Origin of the sequence: Citrobacter sp. wls710 (assembly GCF_005281115.1) — a bacterium.
In the GTDB taxonomy this organism is placed as follows: Bacteria; Pseudomonadota; Gammaproteobacteria; order Enterobacterales; family Enterobacteriaceae; genus Citrobacter; species Citrobacter werkmanii.
This window is the reverse complement of record NZ_SZXD01000007.1, coordinates 78832-96041: the sequence shown is the minus strand read 5'-3', so window position 1 is coordinate 96041 and position 17210 is coordinate 78832. Positions and strand designations below refer to the sequence as shown.

Below are 17210 nucleotides of genomic sequence, written 5' to 3'. Positions count from 1 at the left end.
GCCATCGAATGGATATTGAAAAAGTACCTGGTAAGGCTCTGTAATGAATCGACAATCCTGGCTGCTTAATCTCAGCCTGTTAAAGACCCACCCTGCATTTCGCGCCGTCTTCCTCGCTCGTTTTATTTCCATTGTCTCTTTGGGGCTGCTCGGTGTGGCGGTTCCGGTACAGATCCAGATGATGACCCAATCGACCTGGCAAGTCGGTTTGTCGGTGACGTTGACTGGCAGCGCGATGTTTATTGGCCTGATGGTTGGCGGCGTACTGGCCGACCGCTATGAGCGTAAAAAAGTGATCCTGTTGGCGCGTGGAACCTGTGGCGTCGGCTTTATTGGTTTGTGTCTGAATGCGCTGCTACCCGAACCGTCGTTACTGGCGATTTATCTGCTTGGCTTATGGGACGGTTTCTTTGCCTCGCTGGGCGTGACGGCTTTGCTGGCAGCAACGCCGGCGTTGGTCGGGCGGGAAAACCTGATGCAGGCCGGGGCGATTACCATGCTGACGGTGCGTTTGGGTTCGGTCATTTCGCCGATGCTTGGCGGAGTGCTGCTGGCGACCGGCGGCGTGGCCTGGAACTACGGGCTGGCGGCGGCAGGCACGTTCATAACCTTACTGCCTCTATTGAGCCTTCCCACGTTACCTCCACCGCCGCAGCCGCGCGAGCATCCGCTGAAATCGCTGCTGGCAGCATTTCGCTTTTTGCTCGTCAGTCCGCTGATTGGCGGCATTGCGTTGCTCGGAGGCTTGTTGACCATGGCGAGCGCCGTGCGCGTGCTGTATCCGGCGTTAGCGATTAACTGGCAGATGTCGAGCGCGCAAATAGGTTTGCTGTATGCGGCCATTCCTCTTGGCGCGGCGGTGGGTGCATTGACCAGCGGACAGCTAGCGCACAGCGTTCGTCCGGGACTGATCATGCTGGGTTCTACCGTGGCTTCGTTCCTGGCTATCGGCCTGTTTGGCTTGATGCCGGTCTGGGAGCTTGGGGTAGTCTGCCTGGCGCTGTTCGGTTGGTTAAGTGCGGTTAGTTCTTTGTTGCAGTACACCCTGTTACAGACGCAAACGCCAGAAGCGATGCTCGGGCGAATTAACGGTTTGTGGACGGCGCAGAACGTCACCGGGGATGCGATTGGCGCGGCGCTGTTAGGCGGTTTGGGGGCGATGATGACGCCCGTCGCCTCGGCAAGCGTGAGTGGATTTGGGCTGGTGATTGTTGGTCTGCTACTGCTGCTGTTGCTGGGGGAACTACGTCGATTCCGGCAAATGCCAGTTAATGCCTGACGGGCCGGATAGGGCGTTAGCCGCATCCGGCGCTGGCTTTTAAAAGAGAGCCGACAGACGTTGCAACAGCAGCGTCGCGCTGTAGTAGTCGAGACGGAAGGTTTCCGTGCCCAGAGCGTAAACACGTTTATTTTGCACGGCTGGCAGATGCGCCAGAAGCGGATTGGCATATATGGCGTCGGCATCTTTGCTGTCGCCAGCAAACAGGAACAGCGCTTCGCCGTTCAGGCCTGCCGCCAGATTTTCACCGCCAAGCTGGATAATATCGTGGCGTTTTCCCTGGCTTTGGCTGGTGTGCAAACCGGCAGGCAGCGGTGCCAGCGTGAAACCTAACTGTTCCATCAGCTTGCCCTGCGCCGACTCAGGCGTCCAAAGATTGGCACTGTGCGCCGCAGCGGTATAGACCAGCGCGCTGACCGGCTGTGGTGGCAGGGTGATACGTTGCTTAACCGCTTGCAGTTGCTTATCAAATTCGGCAATACGCGCTGCTGCCTGTTGTTCCTGACCGGTAATTTCACCCAGTTGCGTCAGCAGCGACTGCCAGCTTTTGTCGTCGTAGTTGATGATAAGCGTGGGCGCGATGGTGGACAACTGATCGTATAGCGCGAGGGCGGAGTCGCCGCCGGTGGCGCTGATTAGAATCAGATCCGGCATTTGTGCCGCTACGGCTTCAGCACTTGGTTCGCCAATGTACAGACGGCTGAGTTTGCGTTCCCTGGCCACGTCGCTCCATTGACGTAAAAAGCCCTGCGCATCGCCAATGCGGTTGTTCGGCGTGGTGGCGCCGCTGGCTATGACAGGGGCATCAATCGCCAGCAGCGAGCCGGTGAGGGTTACGCTGGTGGAGACAATGCGCTGCGGCTTATGCTCCAGCGTATGCGTGCCACGGCTGTCGGTGATCTGACGCGGCCAGTCGGCGGCGTGACCTAAAGAAACTCCTGAAATAAACACACCAGTCAGTAAAAGCACGGTGCGACAAAAAGAGGGGAGACTCACGAATCAGCTTCCTGTTATCAGTATGGTTAATGCTTCTCATTTTCATTGTTAGCGAGCAAGGATGCAAGCCAAAGTCGCACATTGTGCTGCCACAAGAGTTGACATACAGCCGCTTTGCTTTTAGGTTAGCGACCGAAAATATAAATGATAATCATTATTAGAGCCTTTATCATTTTTGGAGGATGATATGGATATGTCACTGGCCGAGGAAAAAACGCAGACTATGCCGACGCTCGCTCCCGACAGTTTTTTCTTTATGTCGCCGTATCGTAGTTTTAAGACGTCAGGATGCTTCGCCCGCTATGCGGAACCGGCAATTGATGGCGATTCGCCAGACAGCCCTTTCCAACACAAAATGCACGCACTGTTTGCTGATGCCAAATCGCAGGGCATCGCTAACCCCATCATGGTCGGGGCAATTCCTTTCGATACCCGCCAGCCATCATCGCTGTTTATTCCCCAATCGTGGCAGAGCTTCTCTCGCACGGCAAAGCAGCAATCATCACGTTACTTTAACCGGCATCAGTCATTAAACGTCGTTGAGCGTAAATCGATTCCGGAACAGGACTTTTTTGAAGAGATGGTTGCCCGGGCGGCGGCGCTGACGGCAACCCCGGAAGTCGACAAAGTGGTGTTGTCACGCCTGATCGATATCACCACCGATGCCAATATTGACAGTGGGGCGTTACTTGAACGCCTGGTGGCGCAAAATCCGGCGAGTTACAACTTCCATGTCCCTATTGAAGACGGTGGCGTATTGATTGGCGCCAGCCCGGAACTGCTGTTACGCAAAGAGGGCGATCGTTTTAGCTCGCTGCCGCTGGCCGGTTCGGCGCGTCGTCAGCCTGATGATGTGCTGGATCGCGAAGCAGGGATCCGCCTGCTGGCGTCTGAGAAGGACCGCCATGAGCACGACCTGGTGACGCAGGCGATGAAAACGGTATTGCGCGATCGCAGCAGTGAACTGCAACTGCCTTCCTCTCCGCAACTGGTCACTACGCCTACGCTCTGGCATCTCGGTACGCCGTTTGAAGGTAAAGCCAACGCAGAGGAAAACGCGCTGACGCTGGCGTGCCTGTTGCATCCGACGCCTGCGCTGAGCGGTTTCCCGCATCAGGTTGCGCGCAAGCTGATCGCCGAGCTGGAGCCGTTCGATCGCGAACTGTTCGGCGGCATTGTCGGCTGGTGTGATGCCGAAGGCAACGGCGAATGGGTGGTGACGATCCGCTGCGCGAAGCTGCTGCGTAATCAGGTTCGTTTCTTTGCTGGCGCCGGAATTGTGCCTGCGTCTTCTCCGGTTGCGGAATGGCGTGAAACGGGAGCCAAGCTTTCCACCATGCTGAATGTTTTTGGACTGCATTAAGGAGTCATGATGAGTATTCCTTTCACCCGTTGGCCGGAGGAGTTTGCCCGCCGCTATCGTGAAAAAGGTTACTGGCAGGATTTGCCGCTGACCGACATTCTGACCCGTCATGCCGACAGCGACCATACGGCGATTATTGATGGTGAACGCCATTTGAGCTATCGCCAGCTGAATCAGGCCGCTGAGAATCTTGCCTGCAGCCTGCGTCGTCAGGGAATCAAACCCGGCGAAACCGCATTGGTACAACTGGGCAATGTGGCTGAGCTGTACATCACCTTCTTTGCGTTACTCAAGCTGGGTGTCGCTCCGGTGCTGGCCCTGTTCAGCCATCAGCGTAACGAACTCAACGCCTATGCCAAACAGATTGAACCGGCGCTGCTGATTGCCGATCGCCAGCATGCGCTGTTTAGCGGGGAAGATTTTCTCAATACCTTTGTGGCTGAACACAATTCAGTGCGCGTGGTGCAACTGCGCAATGATGAAGGCGAACATAACCTGCAAAAGGCGATAGACCAGCCTACGGCTGATTTTACCGCGACGCCATCGCCTGCTGATGAAGTGGCGTACTTCCAGCTTTCCGGCGGTACCACCGGCACGCCAAAGCTTATTCCTCGTACTCATAACGATTACTACTACAGCGTGCGACGCAGTAATGAGATCTGCCGCTTTACCGGGGAAACGCGCTATCTGTGCGCGATCCCGGCGGCGCATAACTACGCCATGAGTTCGCCTGGCGCGCTGGGCGTGTTCCTGGCTGGCGGCACGGTGGTTCTCGCGGCTGACCCGAGCGCAACCCTGTGTTTCCCACTGATTGAACAGCATCAGGTTAACGTCACGGCGCTGGTGCCGCCGGCGGTGAGTCTGTGGCTGCAGGCGATTGCGGAGTGGGGGAGCAATGCGCAATTGGCTTCGCTGACGCTGCTGCAGGTTGGTGGGGCACGCCTTTCTGCCTCGCTTGCGGCGCGTATTCCAGCGGAGATTGGCTGCCAGTTGCAGCAGGTCTTTGGCATGGCGGAAGGGCTGGTGAACTACACCCGTCTGGACGACAGCCCTGAGCGCATCATCAACACCCAGGGCCGTCCGATGTGTCCGGATGATGAAGTCTGGGTTGCAGACGCTGACGGCAACCCCTTAGCCCAGGGAGAAACCGGACGTCTGATGACGCGTGGTCCGTACACCTTCCGCGGTTATTTCAAAAGCCCGGAGCACAACGCCAGCGCTTTTGACGCCAACGGTTTTTACTGCTCCGGCGATCTGATCGCTATCGATCAGGATGGCTATATCACCGTACAAGGACGTGAAAAGGATCAAATCAACCGGGGTGGCGAGAAGATCGCAGCAGAAGAAATTGAAAATCTGCTGTTACGCCACCCATTGGTGATCCATGCGGCCCTGGTCAGTATGGATGACGAACTGATGGGCGAGAAAAGCTGTGCCTGGCTGGTGGTGAAAGAGCCGCTGCGCGCGGTGCAGGTGCGCCGTTTCCTGCGCGACCAGGGCGTGGCGGAATTCAAATTACCTGACCGCGTGGAGTGCGTTGAGTCACTCCCGCTGACCCCGGTCGGTAAAGTGGATAAAAAACAATTACGTCAGTGGCTGGCATCACGTTCACTGGCCTGAAGGAGAAATAGAAATGGCAATTCCTAAACTGCAGGCTTATGCGCTACCAACGGCGCTCGATGTTCCGGTGAACAAAGTCGACTGGGCATTTGACCCTGAACGCGCTGCGCTGCTGATCCACGACATGCAGGATTATTTTATCGGCTTTTGGGGCGATAACTGCCCGATGATGGAGCAGGTCATCGCGAACATCGCCGCGCTGCGCCAGTACTGCAAAGAGCATAACATTCCGGTGTATTACACCGCTCAGCCGAAAGAACAGAGTGATGAAGATCGCGCTCTGCTGAATGATATGTGGGGACCGGGCCTGACGCGTTCCCCGGAACAACAAAAGATCGTTGAGGCGCTGGCGCCGGATGAAGCGGATACTATTCTGGTGAAATGGCGTTATAGCGCATTTCATCGCTCTCCGCTGGAGCAGATGCTCAAGGAAACCGGACGTAATCAACTGATTATTACCGGTGTGTATGCTCATATTGGCTGCATGACCACTGCGACGGACGCTTTTATGCGCGATATCAAGCCGTTTATGGTCGCCGATGCGCTGGCGGATTTTAGTCGCGATGAACACCTGATGTCGCTGAAATACGTGGCGGGACGCTCCGGTCGGGTGGTAATGACCCAGGAGCTTTTGCCGACGCCGGTTCCGGCGAGTAAAGAGGCGCTGCGTAGCATCATTTTGCCGCTGCTTGATGAGTCCGAGGAGCCAATGGATGACGAAAACCTGATCGACTACGGGCTGGATTCCGTGCGCATGATGGCGCTGGCGGCACGCTGGCGTAAAGTTCATGGCGATATTGATTTCGTGATGCTGGCGAAAAATCCGACCATAGACGCCTGGTGGAAGCTGCTCTCCCGCGAGGTGAACTGATGGCCGGATTTGAGTTTGCAGGGAAAACCGTCTGGGTAACCGGCGCGGGAAAAGGCATTGGTTACACTACGGCACTGGCATTTGTGAAAGCAGGCGCGCAGGTGACTGGCTTTGATCGCGAATTTCCTCAGGATAACTACCCGTTTGCGACCGAAGTGCTGGATGTGGCCGATGCCGGGCAGGTGGCTGAGGTGTGCCAGCGCGTCCTTAAAGCGTGCGAGCGGCTGGATGTGTTGGTCAATGCCGCCGGTATTCTGCGCATGGGGGCCACTGACGCTCTGAGCGTTGAAGAGTGGCAGCAGACGTTTGCCGTTAACGTTGGCGGCGCGTTCAATCTGTTTCAGCAGACGATGGCGCAGTTTCGTCGTCAGCAGGGCGGGGCGATCGTGACCGTGGCGTCGGATGCGGCGCACACGCCGCGTATCGGCATGAGCGCTTATGGAGCGTCAAAAGCTGCGCTAAAAAGCCTGACGCTCACCGTCGGGCTGGAACTGGCGGGCAGCGGTGTGCGCTGTAATGTGGTTTCGCCAGGCTCGACCGATACTGACATGCAGCGCACGTTATGGGTCAGCGATGACGCGGAACAGCAGCGTATTCGCGGGTTTGGCGAGCAGTTTAAGCTTGGTATCCCGTTGGGGAAAATCGCCCGTCCACAGGAGATCGCCAACACCATTTTATTCCTCGCCTCCGACCTTGCCAGCCATATTACGCTACAGGATATCGTGGTGGATGGCGGCTCAACGCTGGGAGCATGATGATGATCTGGAAACGCCATCTCACGCTGGATGAATTAAATGCTACCAGCTGCAACACCATGGTCGCGCACTTAGGCATCCTTTATACCCGGCTGGGCGATGATGTGCTGGAGGCCGAAATGCCGGTTGATACCCGCACGCATCAGCCGTTTGGTTTGCTGCACGGAGGCGCGTCGGCGGCACTGGCCGAAACGTTGGGTTCAATGGCGGGTTATCTGATGACCCGCGACGGGCAGTGTGTGGTCGGTACAGAACTGAACGCCACGCACCATCGGGCGGTTTCACAGGGCAAAGTGCGCGGTGTTTGCCAGCCACTGCATCTTGGACGGCAGAACCAAAGCTGGGAAATCGTTATCTTTGATGAGCAAGGACGGCGCTGTTGTACCTGCCGATTAGGTACTGCGGTGATGGGGTGAAGTCGCCCGGCAAAGTAAAATGAAATTGCAGGGTTAACAGGTAAATGAAGTGATCTAGTTAACACTGCAATGTAAAAATTCAGTGATACTTCGGGTTTGCATGGTTGTCATGTTGTTAAATTCAGAAAAGATGTTATAGAAACAAAATGTAACATCTCTCTGACCTGGACAACGGATAATCAATATGAATAAATCAGGGAAGTACCTCGTCTGGACAGTGCTCTCCGTTATGGGAGCATTTGCCCTCGGCTATATCGCATTAAACCGTGGTGAACAGATCAACGCGTTGTGGATAGTCGTGGCGTCGGTCTGTGTCTACCTTATCGCTTACCGTTTCTATGGCCTGTACATTGCGAAAAATGTGCTGGCGCTGGACCCAACGCGTATGACGCCAGCCGTGCGCCATAACGACGGTCTGGATTATGTTCCTACCGATAAAAAAGTGCTGTTCGGTCACCATTTTGCGGCGATTGCCGGGGCGGGTCCGTTAGTCGGACCGGTGCTGGCGGCACAAATGGGTTATTTGCCGGGGATGATCTGGCTGCTTGCCGGGGTGGTACTTGCGGGGGCAGTGCAGGACTTCATGGTACTGTTTGTTTCTACCCGTCGCGATGGTCGTTCCCTTGGCGAACTGGTGAAAGAAGAAATGGGCCCAACGGCGGGCGTTATTGCGCTGGTAGCCTGTTTTATGATCATGGTGATTATCCTCGCGGTACTGGCGATGATCGTCGTGAAAGCGCTGACCCACAGCCCGTGGGGAACCTACACCGTCGCGTTTACCATTCCGCTGGCGATCTTTATGGGGATCTACCTGCGTTATTTGCGTCCGGGCCGCATTGGCGAAGTGTCGGTCATCGGTCTGGTATTCCTGGTGTTTGCCATTATTTCCGGCGGTTGGGTGGCCGAAAGTCCGACCTGGGCACCGTATTTTGACTTTACCGGCGTACAACTGACGTGGATGCTGGTGGGTTACGGCTTTGTCGCTGCCGTGCTGCCAGTATGGCTGTTGCTGGCCCCGCGTGATTATCTCTCTACCTTCCTGAAGATCGGCACCATTGTTGGTCTGGCGGTGGGTATTCTGATCATGCGTCCGACGCTGACCATGCCTGCGCTGACCAAGTTTGTTGACGGTACTGGCCCGGTCTGGACCGGTAACCTGTTCCCGTTCCTGTTTATTACCATTGCCTGTGGTGCGGTATCTGGCTTCCACGCGCTGATCTCTTCCGGTACCACGCCGAAGATGCTGGCGAACGAAGGGCAGGCCTGTTTTATCGGCTATGGCGGAATGTTAATGGAATCCTTTGTCGCCATTATGGCGCTGGTTTCCGCGTGCATCATCGATCCGGGCGTGTACTTCGCGATGAACAGCCCGATGGCGGTGTTGGCTCCGGCGGGTACGGCGGATGTCGTTGCTTCTGCGGCGCAGGTGGTCAGCAGTTGGGGCTTTGCTATTACCCCAGACACCTTGCATCAAATCGCCAATGAAGTCGGCGAACAATCCATCATTTCCCGCGCAGGCGGTGCGCCGACGCTGGCCGTTGGGATGGCGTATATTCTGCATGGTGCGCTGGGCGGCATGATGGATGTGGCGTTCTGGTATCACTTCGCCATTCTATTTGAAGCCCTGTTTATTCTGACGGCGGTTGACGCCGGTACACGCGCCGCACGCTTTATGCTGCAGGATCTGTTGGGCGTGGTATCACCGAGCCTGAAACGTACCGATTCACTGCCTGCGAACCTGCTGGCTACAGCGCTGTGCGTACTGGCCTGGGGTTATTTCTTACACCAGGGCGTGGTGGATCCGCTGGGCGGTATCAACACCCTATGGCCGCTGTTTGGTATCGCCAACCAGATGTTGGCCGGTATGGCATTGATGCTCTGTGCGGTGGTGCTGTTCAAGATGAAACGTCAGCGCTACGCATGGGTGGCGCTGGTGCCAACGGCCTGGCTGCTGATTTGTACTCTGACTGCGGGCTGGCAGAAAGCGTTTAGCCCGGATGCGAAAATTGGCTTCCTGGCTATCGCCAACAAGTTCCAGGCGATGATCGACAGCGGTAATATTCCGGCGCAATACACCCAGTCGCAGCTGACGCAACTGGTGTTTAACAACCGTCTGGATGCGGGTCTTACCATCTTCTTCATGGTGGTCGTCGTGGTGCTGGGTCTGTTCTCGATTAAAACTGCGCTGGCAGCACTGAAAGAGGACAAACCGACGTCGAAAGAAACGCCGTACGAACCGATGCCGGAGAATGTCGAAGAGATCGTGGCGCAGGCGAAAGGCGCGCACTAATATTCTCTTCACCAACAAGCCCTCTCCTGAGCGGGGAGGGCATTTGTACGCCAGGGAATCACTATGTTTGAAACACTCGCTAAAGCCGGGAAGTATTTAGGGCAAACCGCCCGCTTGATGATCGGTGTGCCGGATTATGACAACTATGTTGAGCATATGCGCGTCACGCATCCGGAACAGACGCCAATGACCTACGAAGAGTTTTTCCGCGAGCGGCAGGATGCGCGCTATGGGGGGAAAGGCGGCGCGAAGTGCTGTTAATTTTTTGCCGGATGAGCTTACGCTTATCCGGCCTACAACTCCTCGAATTATTGTGAGCATTTGCCGTTATAATTAGTCGTCGTTGACCTGATAAGGCGAAGCCGTCATCAGGCAACCTGTACGATAGTCACACCGTCAACGATTCTACTTTCTCAAATGCTGCGCGCAGGGTATCTGGCGTTAACGTTACCGGCAGCGCATGAATAGATTCCACCGGGCGCAGGGTATGCGCAATCACCTTATCGATCTCAGCGCGATTTGCGATATCCACGTCTAACTGGGCCAGCCTGGTGGGGAGATTGAACCGCTGATAAGCGGTGACAAGTTGCGCCAGAACATCATCTTGCCCAAGTAATGCGCTCTGCACCAGAATGCCATACGCCACTTTGGTGCCATGGAGAAACTTCTCCGTTTGCGGGAGGACGGTCAGACCGTTATGGATCGAATGTGCCGCCGCCACACGGGTGTAGCGCTCGCCCAGACCACCAACCATGCCGCCGCCGGCTATAATCGCATCCACCACGTCGCAAAACGCCTGGGTTAGTTCACCACGCTGCTTATCTGCCAGTGCCTGCTCGCTGCTTTCCAGCAGGACGTCGCGGATGGCCAGCGCGCCGTTGATGCCCAGACGTACGGTCAAAGGTAACGTTTCTGGCTGCGGAGCCAGCACCACTGCCTCATACCATTTCGCCAGCGTATCGCCAATACCGGCCAGTAAATACTCTTCAGGCGCGTTGAGTATGATTCGTGGCTCAACCAGCACCAAAAAATTGGCATCGTCGAATATTTCGAAATGCAGCGCCTGACCGGCATCGTTGTACCAGACGGAAAGCGGCGTCCAGGCCGCGCAGGTGGCGGCAATGGTCGGGATCGCCACGAAAGGTAAATCAAGGCGGCGAGCCAGCGCTTTAGCCGTATCGAGCAGTGTACCGCCGCCCACGCCAATCACGATGCTGCGATCATCTCCCGATTCTTTTGCCAGTTGAGCAACATCGGTTTCGCTGCAATGTCCCGTAAACAGTAGGTGCTTAGCCTCGGCAAGATGAAAAGCCTCTGGCAGATAAGGGCGCGCCGCATCGATGGCGCGCTCACCGTAAACCCAGACAGCGCGTGAGAGTTGGTCGGTTGTGAAAAAATCGTTGAGTCTCGACAAACTGCCGGGATGGGAAAAATAGTTGGCCGGGCCGGTGACGACGCGAATCTCGGTATTACTCATGTTGTGTTGTCCTTTTGGATGTCCTGTCCTGGCAGGTTATATTTATATAGACGTCTGAACGTCTTGATTGCCAAATACTAGCATCGTGCTATAGTGGCTTCAACAACAACATCATTCGCTGGGATAACAATAATGAGTAATAACCCGCTGATTGTGCAAAGTAAACTGCCTAATCTGGGCACCACAATCTTCACGCAGATGAGCGCGCTGGCGCAGCAGCATCAGGCCATTAACCTCTCGCAGGGATTTCCTGATTTTGACGGTCCACACTTCTTGCAGGAACGTCTGGCATATCATGTTGCGCATGGCGCTAACCAGTATGCGCCGATGACGGGCGTGCAGCCGCTGCGCGAAGCCATTGCCGATAAAACAGCGGAGTTGTACGGCTATAAGCCCGACGCGACAAGTGAGATCAGCGTCACGGCTGGGGCCACAGAAGCATTGTATGCAGCTATTACGGCGCTGGTGCGGCCTGGTGATGAAGTGATCTGTTTTGATCCGAGCTACGACAGCTATGCGCCTGCGGTGGCGTTATCCGGCGGCGTGGTGAAACGTATTGCGCTGCAACCGCCGTTATTTCGTGTGGACTGGCAGGAATTTGCCACGTTACTCAGCGAGCGTACCCGGTTAGTGATCCTCAATACACCGCATAACCCATCTGCGACCGTCTGGCAGCGCACTGATTTTGATGCGTTATGGCAGGCGATTAAAGAGCGTGAGATTTTTGTTATCAGCGACGAAGTTTATGAGCATATCTGCTTTGCCGCTCATGGACATGCGAGCGTGCTGGCTCATCCGCAGCTACGGGAACGCGCTGTTGCCGTTTCATCATTCGGTAAAACGTATCATATGACCGGCTGGAAAGTTGGCTATTGCGTTGCACCCGCCGCCATTAGCGCCGAGCTACGCAAAATCCATCAGTACCTGACGTTCTCAGTCAACACGCCGGCTCAGCTGGCGCTGGCGGATATGCTGCGGGAGGACCCAATACACTACCGCGAGCTGCCCACGTTTTATCAGAAAAAGCGTGATGTACTGGTGAATGCGTTACGCGACAGTCGACTGGAAATTCTGCCGTGTGAGGGGACGTACTTTCTGCTGGTCGATTACAGTGCGGTCTCAACGCTTAATGACGTTGAGTTTTGTCAGTGGTTAACTAAAGAAGTGGGCGTTGCGGCGATACCGCTGTCGGTGTTCTGCGCCGATCCTTTCCCGCATAAGCTGATCCGCCTATGTTTTGCCAAGCAAGAATCGACGCTGTTAGCAGCCGCAGAGCGTCTGGTTTCGCTGTAATTATTTCACTGTCCAGGCTTTGGAAAACCGACGGTCGGCAAATAATTCCTGCAGGCCGTTGATTTGTTTCAGTCGCAATACTTCGTCGTTATCCATGCCGAGTTCTTTAGCGATTTTTTCTTCACTCCAGCCCAGTTGCGATAATTCACGTACGATTTCCGACATGGCGTGGATTTGGTGGCGTCCGCGAGCGCGGTTGTGGCGGATTGTCGCCGCCATACGCTCATGACGATTGCGTTGCAGGCAGGTGACGGGCAGATAGCCTTTTAAGCGCGGTTTTAGCGATGCTTTATTTTTACCTAATTCATGGCGATGAAAACCGTCTACTATCTCATATTCTTCCCTAAATGATTCAACGACGACAATCGGCTGCGTGAAGCCATCCGCTTCAATAGATTTCAGCAGCAATTTTTTCTCTGGCGGAGCAACATTGTTCGGGTTGTAGTCGTTGGGATAAATATGGTCGCTTTTAACCCATAGCACGCAGTCTACCGGCTCTTCACGAAAAGGGCTGACGCTATGGATAGCTTTCCGGAATTCATTGATCGCTTCAATACGCTCTTCTTCAGACAGCGCAGAAAGAAAGTCCGTGAGTTCCTGAGTTAGTCGTTGCTGCATAAGATCCCCCATTCCTGGCGTTTGGTTTTCATTCGTTCAGTGTATCGCTGGTAGTTTTTCGTTTTTGTGGGACTGAACGAAAGTGCTCGACACCAGTAATCATTATTCAGGAGTACTTTGCAGATCCTTCTCCATGAGGGGATATCCCTGGAACCAATATCACTTTCCTGACTTTCCGGGATATTGTCCATACCTTTTTTCTTATACCACTGTATATAGACGGCGATTTTGTTGCGGTAATGCTCTGCGGTCTGTTCTGGCATGCTATTCAATAGCAGCATGGCGTACTCTTGCCAGCTTAAATGTTCAGGCTTGAGTATTTTCCTATGGCCATAAAAATGGTTGTCATGACCGGCGTAAATACCTCCGCTTTTAACACCGCTGACGCGGGCGCACATAGCCGCCCATCGCTGAGGCTCAATAACATGGTACAGCCACAGCCCCTGGCGTTGTTCAGGTCCAAAGGGTTCGCAAATACGCATATATCTTGTCGGGACCCCGGCCTGGTACATCAGATTATACAGGGGGTTACACGGCAATTTTGACTGCGCAAACCATGTCCAGATATCGGCTGTTTTCCAGTCATATAGCGGATAAATATACCAGGTGTGTCCACCAGGCGCAGCAGTCGTCCACGGCTTGTCATCGGCAAAACGTTGCTTGCGCGAATTAGCGATGGCCACAAAGCGATTATAGGACTCGTCCGCGCGAATGCCGACCATCATCGCGGCTGGTCGTTTATCTGAATACCAATCAGCGAACTCGCGAACAAATTGTTCAAACGTCATGCCGGGCTGGTAAAAAGAGAAATAATCAGGATCGGTTATGGCATCTTCCGGAGGCTGGCGAACCCACGGCGTTCCCGGTTCCCAACACTGCCATTCAGGTTGATATTGTGAAAGTGAGTTTTGTGTGGTCAGAGGTAACGCGACCCAATAAAAGCGTTCGATGACATCGGAATAACGTTCGCGAAGCGCCTGTACATAGTCGATAGTGCAGGAAAACTGGGCTTCCCAGTCGATAAATAACACGTCGAATTTTTTACCCGTCTGGCGGGCGCTTATGGCTGTCAGATGTAACATCAACCCTGAATCTTTCCCTCCAGAGAAAGAAACGCAAATACGTGGCAGAGCCTCAAGCGTCCAGGCAATACGTTCCTGCGCGGCTTCGAGAACGTTTTGATTCAGTGGTATTTTATAAACAGACATATCAAGTCCATATCCAGATTTTATTATTTACAGATATAATAAATGCTTGCAATAAGATATGCCAATTTCTCAAAGATGCAATGTTTTAATGTATTCATGATTTAAATGACTGTTTGTTAAGTTATACATATAACAGATTTGTCATGAAGGCTTTTTTTAATTTTATGGGCTAATCCTTTTAATATAATCAGCAAAAGACTGGTTGTTAAGCGAGGAACGATTGTACATTAAAAAAAGTTTAACCGGTGGTAATTTAAAATTAATGCTGATTTCTTTCAGGTTAAGTGCAGCGGCATTTTGCTCATAAATGATTGTAGGAATGATGCCAATAAGATCTGTGCTGGCAATAATATTAGTAATGGAAGTCAGTGAGTCACTGCTAAAACCAATTTTACGTTCTGGAAAAAGATCATTCGTTACAAACTGTTGCTCGTGGATACCGGGTTGCGTTGTGCTAAGCAATGTAAATTGCTCCCGCATGATTTCTTCGAGCGTGCTATGTGCAGACATTCTTGGATGACTACCACTGCATACCAAAGTGCATTCAATCTTTTTAAATAAGTTACATACAATAGAGCGGTTATGCACGGGAACCGTAGTTATCACCATATCTGCCTTCCGATACGCCAGTATATTCTCTGCGGTTTCTGCTGACATTAATATATCGTGGTGTTCAACTTCGATATCTGGATTTTTTCTTAGGGCATTGATTAATTCCGTTACCCCCAGTGTGGTGGTGATTTGTGGACTGTAGATAATGAATTTTTTTTTCAGACTGGAGTCATGCATAATATTAATGGTTTGCTCCAGCATATTCAGATTTTGCTCAAGATGATGATGAAGATTGACCCCCGTCACCGTAGGCGTAATGCCTTTACCGGATCGAATAAATAGGGGGTCGTTAAACTGTGTGCGTAGTCGTTGTAATGACTGGCTAACCGCTGATGGCGTGATATACAATGTTTCGGCAGCTTTGCTTATACTTAAATGTTGGTATATACATTCAAAAATGACCAGTAGATTCAGGTCAAACTTTTTGAGGTCATAGAGATTAGCCATCGTTATCTTCCTGTAAAGTTCTGTCAGGTGTAATTTGCATTAAGAATGTTATAAGTAAAATTATTCTATGAGTTTATGTTTGAATACTTAAAGTATGATGTACTGAAGCTAAAATAGCACAACAAGATTATTTTTTACGAGTAAAAAAATCAGTGATGATGAGTGATTGAGATGAGAACGATAACAATCACTCATTTTGTTACCTTTATTTATTTCCCATGATAATGTTTAATTTTTCCTTATCGGGTAACCCGACTTCCTGTTGTAACGTATTGTCTTTACTCATGTAGTAGATGGCTGGCGTCACGTTTGCGCCCAAATCATCCATCAACTTTTGGTTGATATTGAGTATCTTCATCTGCTCGGGCGGGAGAGAGGCCGGAATTTCCAGCTTCATTTTGCCGCCAGAAGCTTCATAGTCATGCCAGGTTTTGGCCGGATCTTTTGCCGACAAGATTGCGACAGCTGTTGCCGGGCTTTCGGGTTTGATTACGCCCACTAACAGCGTACGCAGCTGAACTTTACCGGAATCGATCCATGGACGCGCCTGCTGCCAAAACTGCTTGCAATAAGGGCAGAAGGGATCGGCGAACACGTAGACAATTACCGGAGCCTCTTTATTTCCATCCAGAATCCACGAGGCTTTTTCCATTCGCTGCCACATCTCGCGCCCTGCTGGGGCATAGATCTCTTTTTCTATCAGCGTATTACTAAGATTTTCTCCTTTTTCGTTATACATATAACCGGAGATGGCATGTTTGCCGTCAGGAGTGACATAAATGGTTACTCCCATATCCTGGTATTTACCAAGATAACCTTTCATTCCACCTGGCGCGTCGAAGGGCTTCACGATGGTAATACCCTGTTTCTCAATGGCTTTAACAGGGGTAGGTAGCTCTTCGGCATGGACAATAGCGGGAAGCAAGGATAAGAGTAAGGTACGTTTAAACATTGATTTTCCTTATAAAATCAGAAGGAAAGGGGACTGAATTGCAAAACCTATCACAGCCATAGGTAAGATCGACAGTCTGTCGATTGCCCTTTCTTTAGTTGGGTGATGTAATCCCAATCGCTGTTACGACCTTTGTTAAGGTAATGTAGAGCGCAACACATAGCCAGCTCTGCTGGTACTGACGTTACCTGCGGGTAGCTCGGGTAATGAGGCTCCCTGCATAGGGGGCCTTTTTTACTTTTGTCTTTTAGGTTCGATTGAGTAAGTTGTTAGTTAACGCTTATTGATTTGATAAAGGAAACGCATTAGCCCTTTGAAGAGATTTTCGTTAACTTATCTCTCAACGAAAACACGGAGGAAGTACAGATGTCTTTGATTAATACCAAAATTAAACCTTTCAAAAACCAGGCGTTCAAAAACGGTGAGTTCATCGAAGTAACCGAGAAAGATACCGAAGGTCGCTGGAGCGTCTTCTTCTTCTACCCGGCTGACTTCACCTTCGTTTGCCCGACCGAACTGGGCGACGTTGCAGACCATTATGAAGAACTGCAGAAACTGGGCGTAGACGTTTACTCTGTTTCTACCGATACCCACTTTACGCACAAAGCATGGCACAGCAGCTCTGACACCATCGCAAAAATCAAATATGCGATGATCGGCGACCCGACTGGCGCCCTGACCCGTAACTTCGACAACATGCGTGAAGATGAAGGTCTTGCTGACCGCGCAACCTTTGTTGTTGACCCGCAGGGTATCATCCAGGCAATCGAAGTTACCGCTGAAGGTATCGGTCGTGATGCTTCTGACCTGCTGCGCAAAATTAAAGCCGCACAGTATGTTGCATCCCACCCAGGCGAAGTTTGCCCGGCTAAATGGAAAGAAGGTGAAGCGACTCTGGCTCCATCTTTAGACCTGGTTGGTAAAATCTAAAATTCGCTACGCCTTTCGCGCTACAGGTGCGTTGGCTACGCTTAATCACCCCGGTCACTTACTTATGTAAGTTCCCGGGGATT

Annotated in this window: 16 protein-coding genes; 10 read left to right on the top strand and 6 right to left on the bottom strand. The window is 52.6% G+C overall.

The window, feature by feature from the left end; genetic code table 11:
- Nucleotides 1–43: 43 nt before the first annotated feature.
- Complete coding sequence (entS, locus tag FDX14_RS02675) at nt 44–1279, top strand: enterobactin transporter EntS (RefSeq protein ID WP_137348954.1); 1236 nt, start codon at nt 44–46, stop codon at nt 1277–1279.
- Nucleotides 1280–1318: 39 nt separating this feature from the next.
- On the opposite strand, the gene fepB is transcribed toward entS, so the two are convergent.
- Entirely contained in the window at nt 1319–2275 is a 957-nt protein-coding gene (gene fepB / locus FDX14_RS02670; RefSeq protein WP_061381637.1) for a Fe2+-enterobactin ABC transporter substrate-binding protein, read from the bottom strand.
- 187 nt (nt 2276–2462) lie between these two features.
- On the opposite strand from fepB, the gene entC reads away from it, so the two are divergent.
- From entC to FDX14_RS02635, 7 genes are all read left to right on the top strand, one after another.
- Nucleotides 2463–3638, top strand: a complete 1176-nt coding sequence (gene entC, locus FDX14_RS02665; protein ID WP_137348953.1) for an isochorismate synthase EntC — start codon at nt 2463–2465, stop codon at nt 3636–3638.
- A 9-nt stretch (nt 3639–3647) separates the two neighbouring features.
- The gene (gene entE / locus FDX14_RS02660) at nt 3648–5258 is read left to right on the top strand and encodes a (2,3-dihydroxybenzoyl)adenylate synthase EntE (protein WP_137349023.1); all 1611 of its coding nucleotides are present in this window, start codon (nt 3648–3650) and stop codon (nt 5256–5258) included.
- A 13-nt stretch (nt 5259–5271) separates the two neighbouring features.
- Nucleotides 5272–6129, top strand: a complete 858-nt coding sequence (locus FDX14_RS02655; protein ID WP_042309864.1) for an isochorismatase — start codon at nt 5272–5274, stop codon at nt 6127–6129.
- Nucleotides 6129–6884 carry a 2,3-dihydro-2,3-dihydroxybenzoate dehydrogenase EntA gene (gene entA, locus FDX14_RS02650; protein WP_137348952.1) on the top strand — a complete coding sequence of 252 codons (756 nt, stop codon included), beginning with the start codon at nt 6129–6131 and terminating at the stop codon, nt 6882–6884. The genes FDX14_RS02655 and entA overlap by 1 nt, the downstream gene beginning before the upstream one ends.
- A gap of 2 nt (nt 6885–6886) precedes the next feature.
- Entirely contained in the window at nt 6887–7300 is a 414-nt protein-coding gene (gene entH, locus FDX14_RS02645) for a proofreading thioesterase EntH (protein ID WP_137349022.1), read from the top strand.
- A gap of 184 nt (nt 7301–7484) precedes the next feature.
- Complete coding sequence (gene cstA, locus FDX14_RS02640) at nt 7485–9590, top strand: pyruvate/proton symporter CstA (protein WP_006685575.1); 2106 nt, start codon at nt 7485–7487, stop codon at nt 9588–9590.
- 63 nt (nt 9591–9653) lie between these two features.
- Entirely contained in the window at nt 9654–9851 is a 198-nt protein-coding gene (locus tag FDX14_RS02635; RefSeq protein ID WP_137348951.1) for a YbdD/YjiX family protein, read from the top strand.
- Nucleotides 9852–9978: 127 nt separating this feature from the next.
- Here FDX14_RS02635 and FDX14_RS02630 read toward each other — a convergent pair whose 3' ends face one another.
- Nucleotides 9979–11067 carry an oxidoreductase gene (locus tag FDX14_RS02630; RefSeq protein WP_137348950.1) on the bottom strand — a complete coding sequence of 363 codons (1089 nt, stop codon included), beginning with the start codon at nt 11065–11067 and terminating at the stop codon, nt 9979–9981.
- 132 nt (nt 11068–11199) lie between these two features.
- On the opposite strand from FDX14_RS02630, the gene FDX14_RS02625 reads away from it, so the two are divergent.
- Nucleotides 11200–12360 (top strand): pyridoxal phosphate-dependent aminotransferase, encoded by a 1161-nt coding sequence (locus FDX14_RS02625; RefSeq protein WP_042309858.1) that lies wholly within the window; start codon nt 11200–11202, stop codon nt 12358–12360.
- Here FDX14_RS02625 and FDX14_RS02620 read toward each other — a convergent pair whose 3' ends face one another.
- The 4 genes from FDX14_RS02620 to dsbG all read right to left on the bottom strand — a co-directional run bounded on the left by FDX14_RS02620 (nt 12361) and on the right by dsbG (nt 16197).
- Nucleotides 12361–12978 carry an IbrB-like domain-containing protein gene (locus FDX14_RS02620; protein ID WP_042309856.1) on the bottom strand — a complete coding sequence of 206 codons (618 nt, stop codon included), beginning with the start codon at nt 12976–12978 and terminating at the stop codon, nt 12361–12363.
- Entirely contained in the window at nt 12963–14186 is a 1224-nt protein-coding gene (locus FDX14_RS02615) for a phosphoadenosine phosphosulfate reductase (RefSeq protein ID WP_042309854.1), read from the bottom strand. The genes FDX14_RS02620 and FDX14_RS02615 overlap by 16 nt, the downstream gene beginning before the upstream one ends.
- 162 nt (nt 14187–14348) lie before the next feature.
- Complete coding sequence (gene citR, locus FDX14_RS02610) at nt 14349–15245, bottom strand: DNA-binding transcriptional repressor CitR (protein WP_042309852.1); 897 nt, start codon at nt 15243–15245, stop codon at nt 14349–14351.
- Nucleotides 15246–15450: 205 nt separating this feature from the next.
- The gene (gene dsbG / locus FDX14_RS02605) at nt 15451–16197 is read right to left on the bottom strand and encodes a thiol:disulfide interchange protein DsbG (RefSeq protein ID WP_137348949.1); all 747 of its coding nucleotides are present in this window, start codon (nt 16195–16197) and stop codon (nt 15451–15453) included.
- Nucleotides 16198–16563: 366 nt separating this feature from the next.
- Between dsbG and ahpC the strand changes: the two genes are divergently transcribed.
- Nucleotides 16564–17127: an alkyl hydroperoxide reductase subunit C gene (gene ahpC, locus FDX14_RS02600; RefSeq protein ID WP_004859485.1), complete on the top strand. Its 564-nt coding sequence runs from the start codon at nt 16564–16566 to the stop codon at nt 17125–17127.
- The last annotated feature ends 83 nt before the right edge of the window (nt 17128–17210 follow it).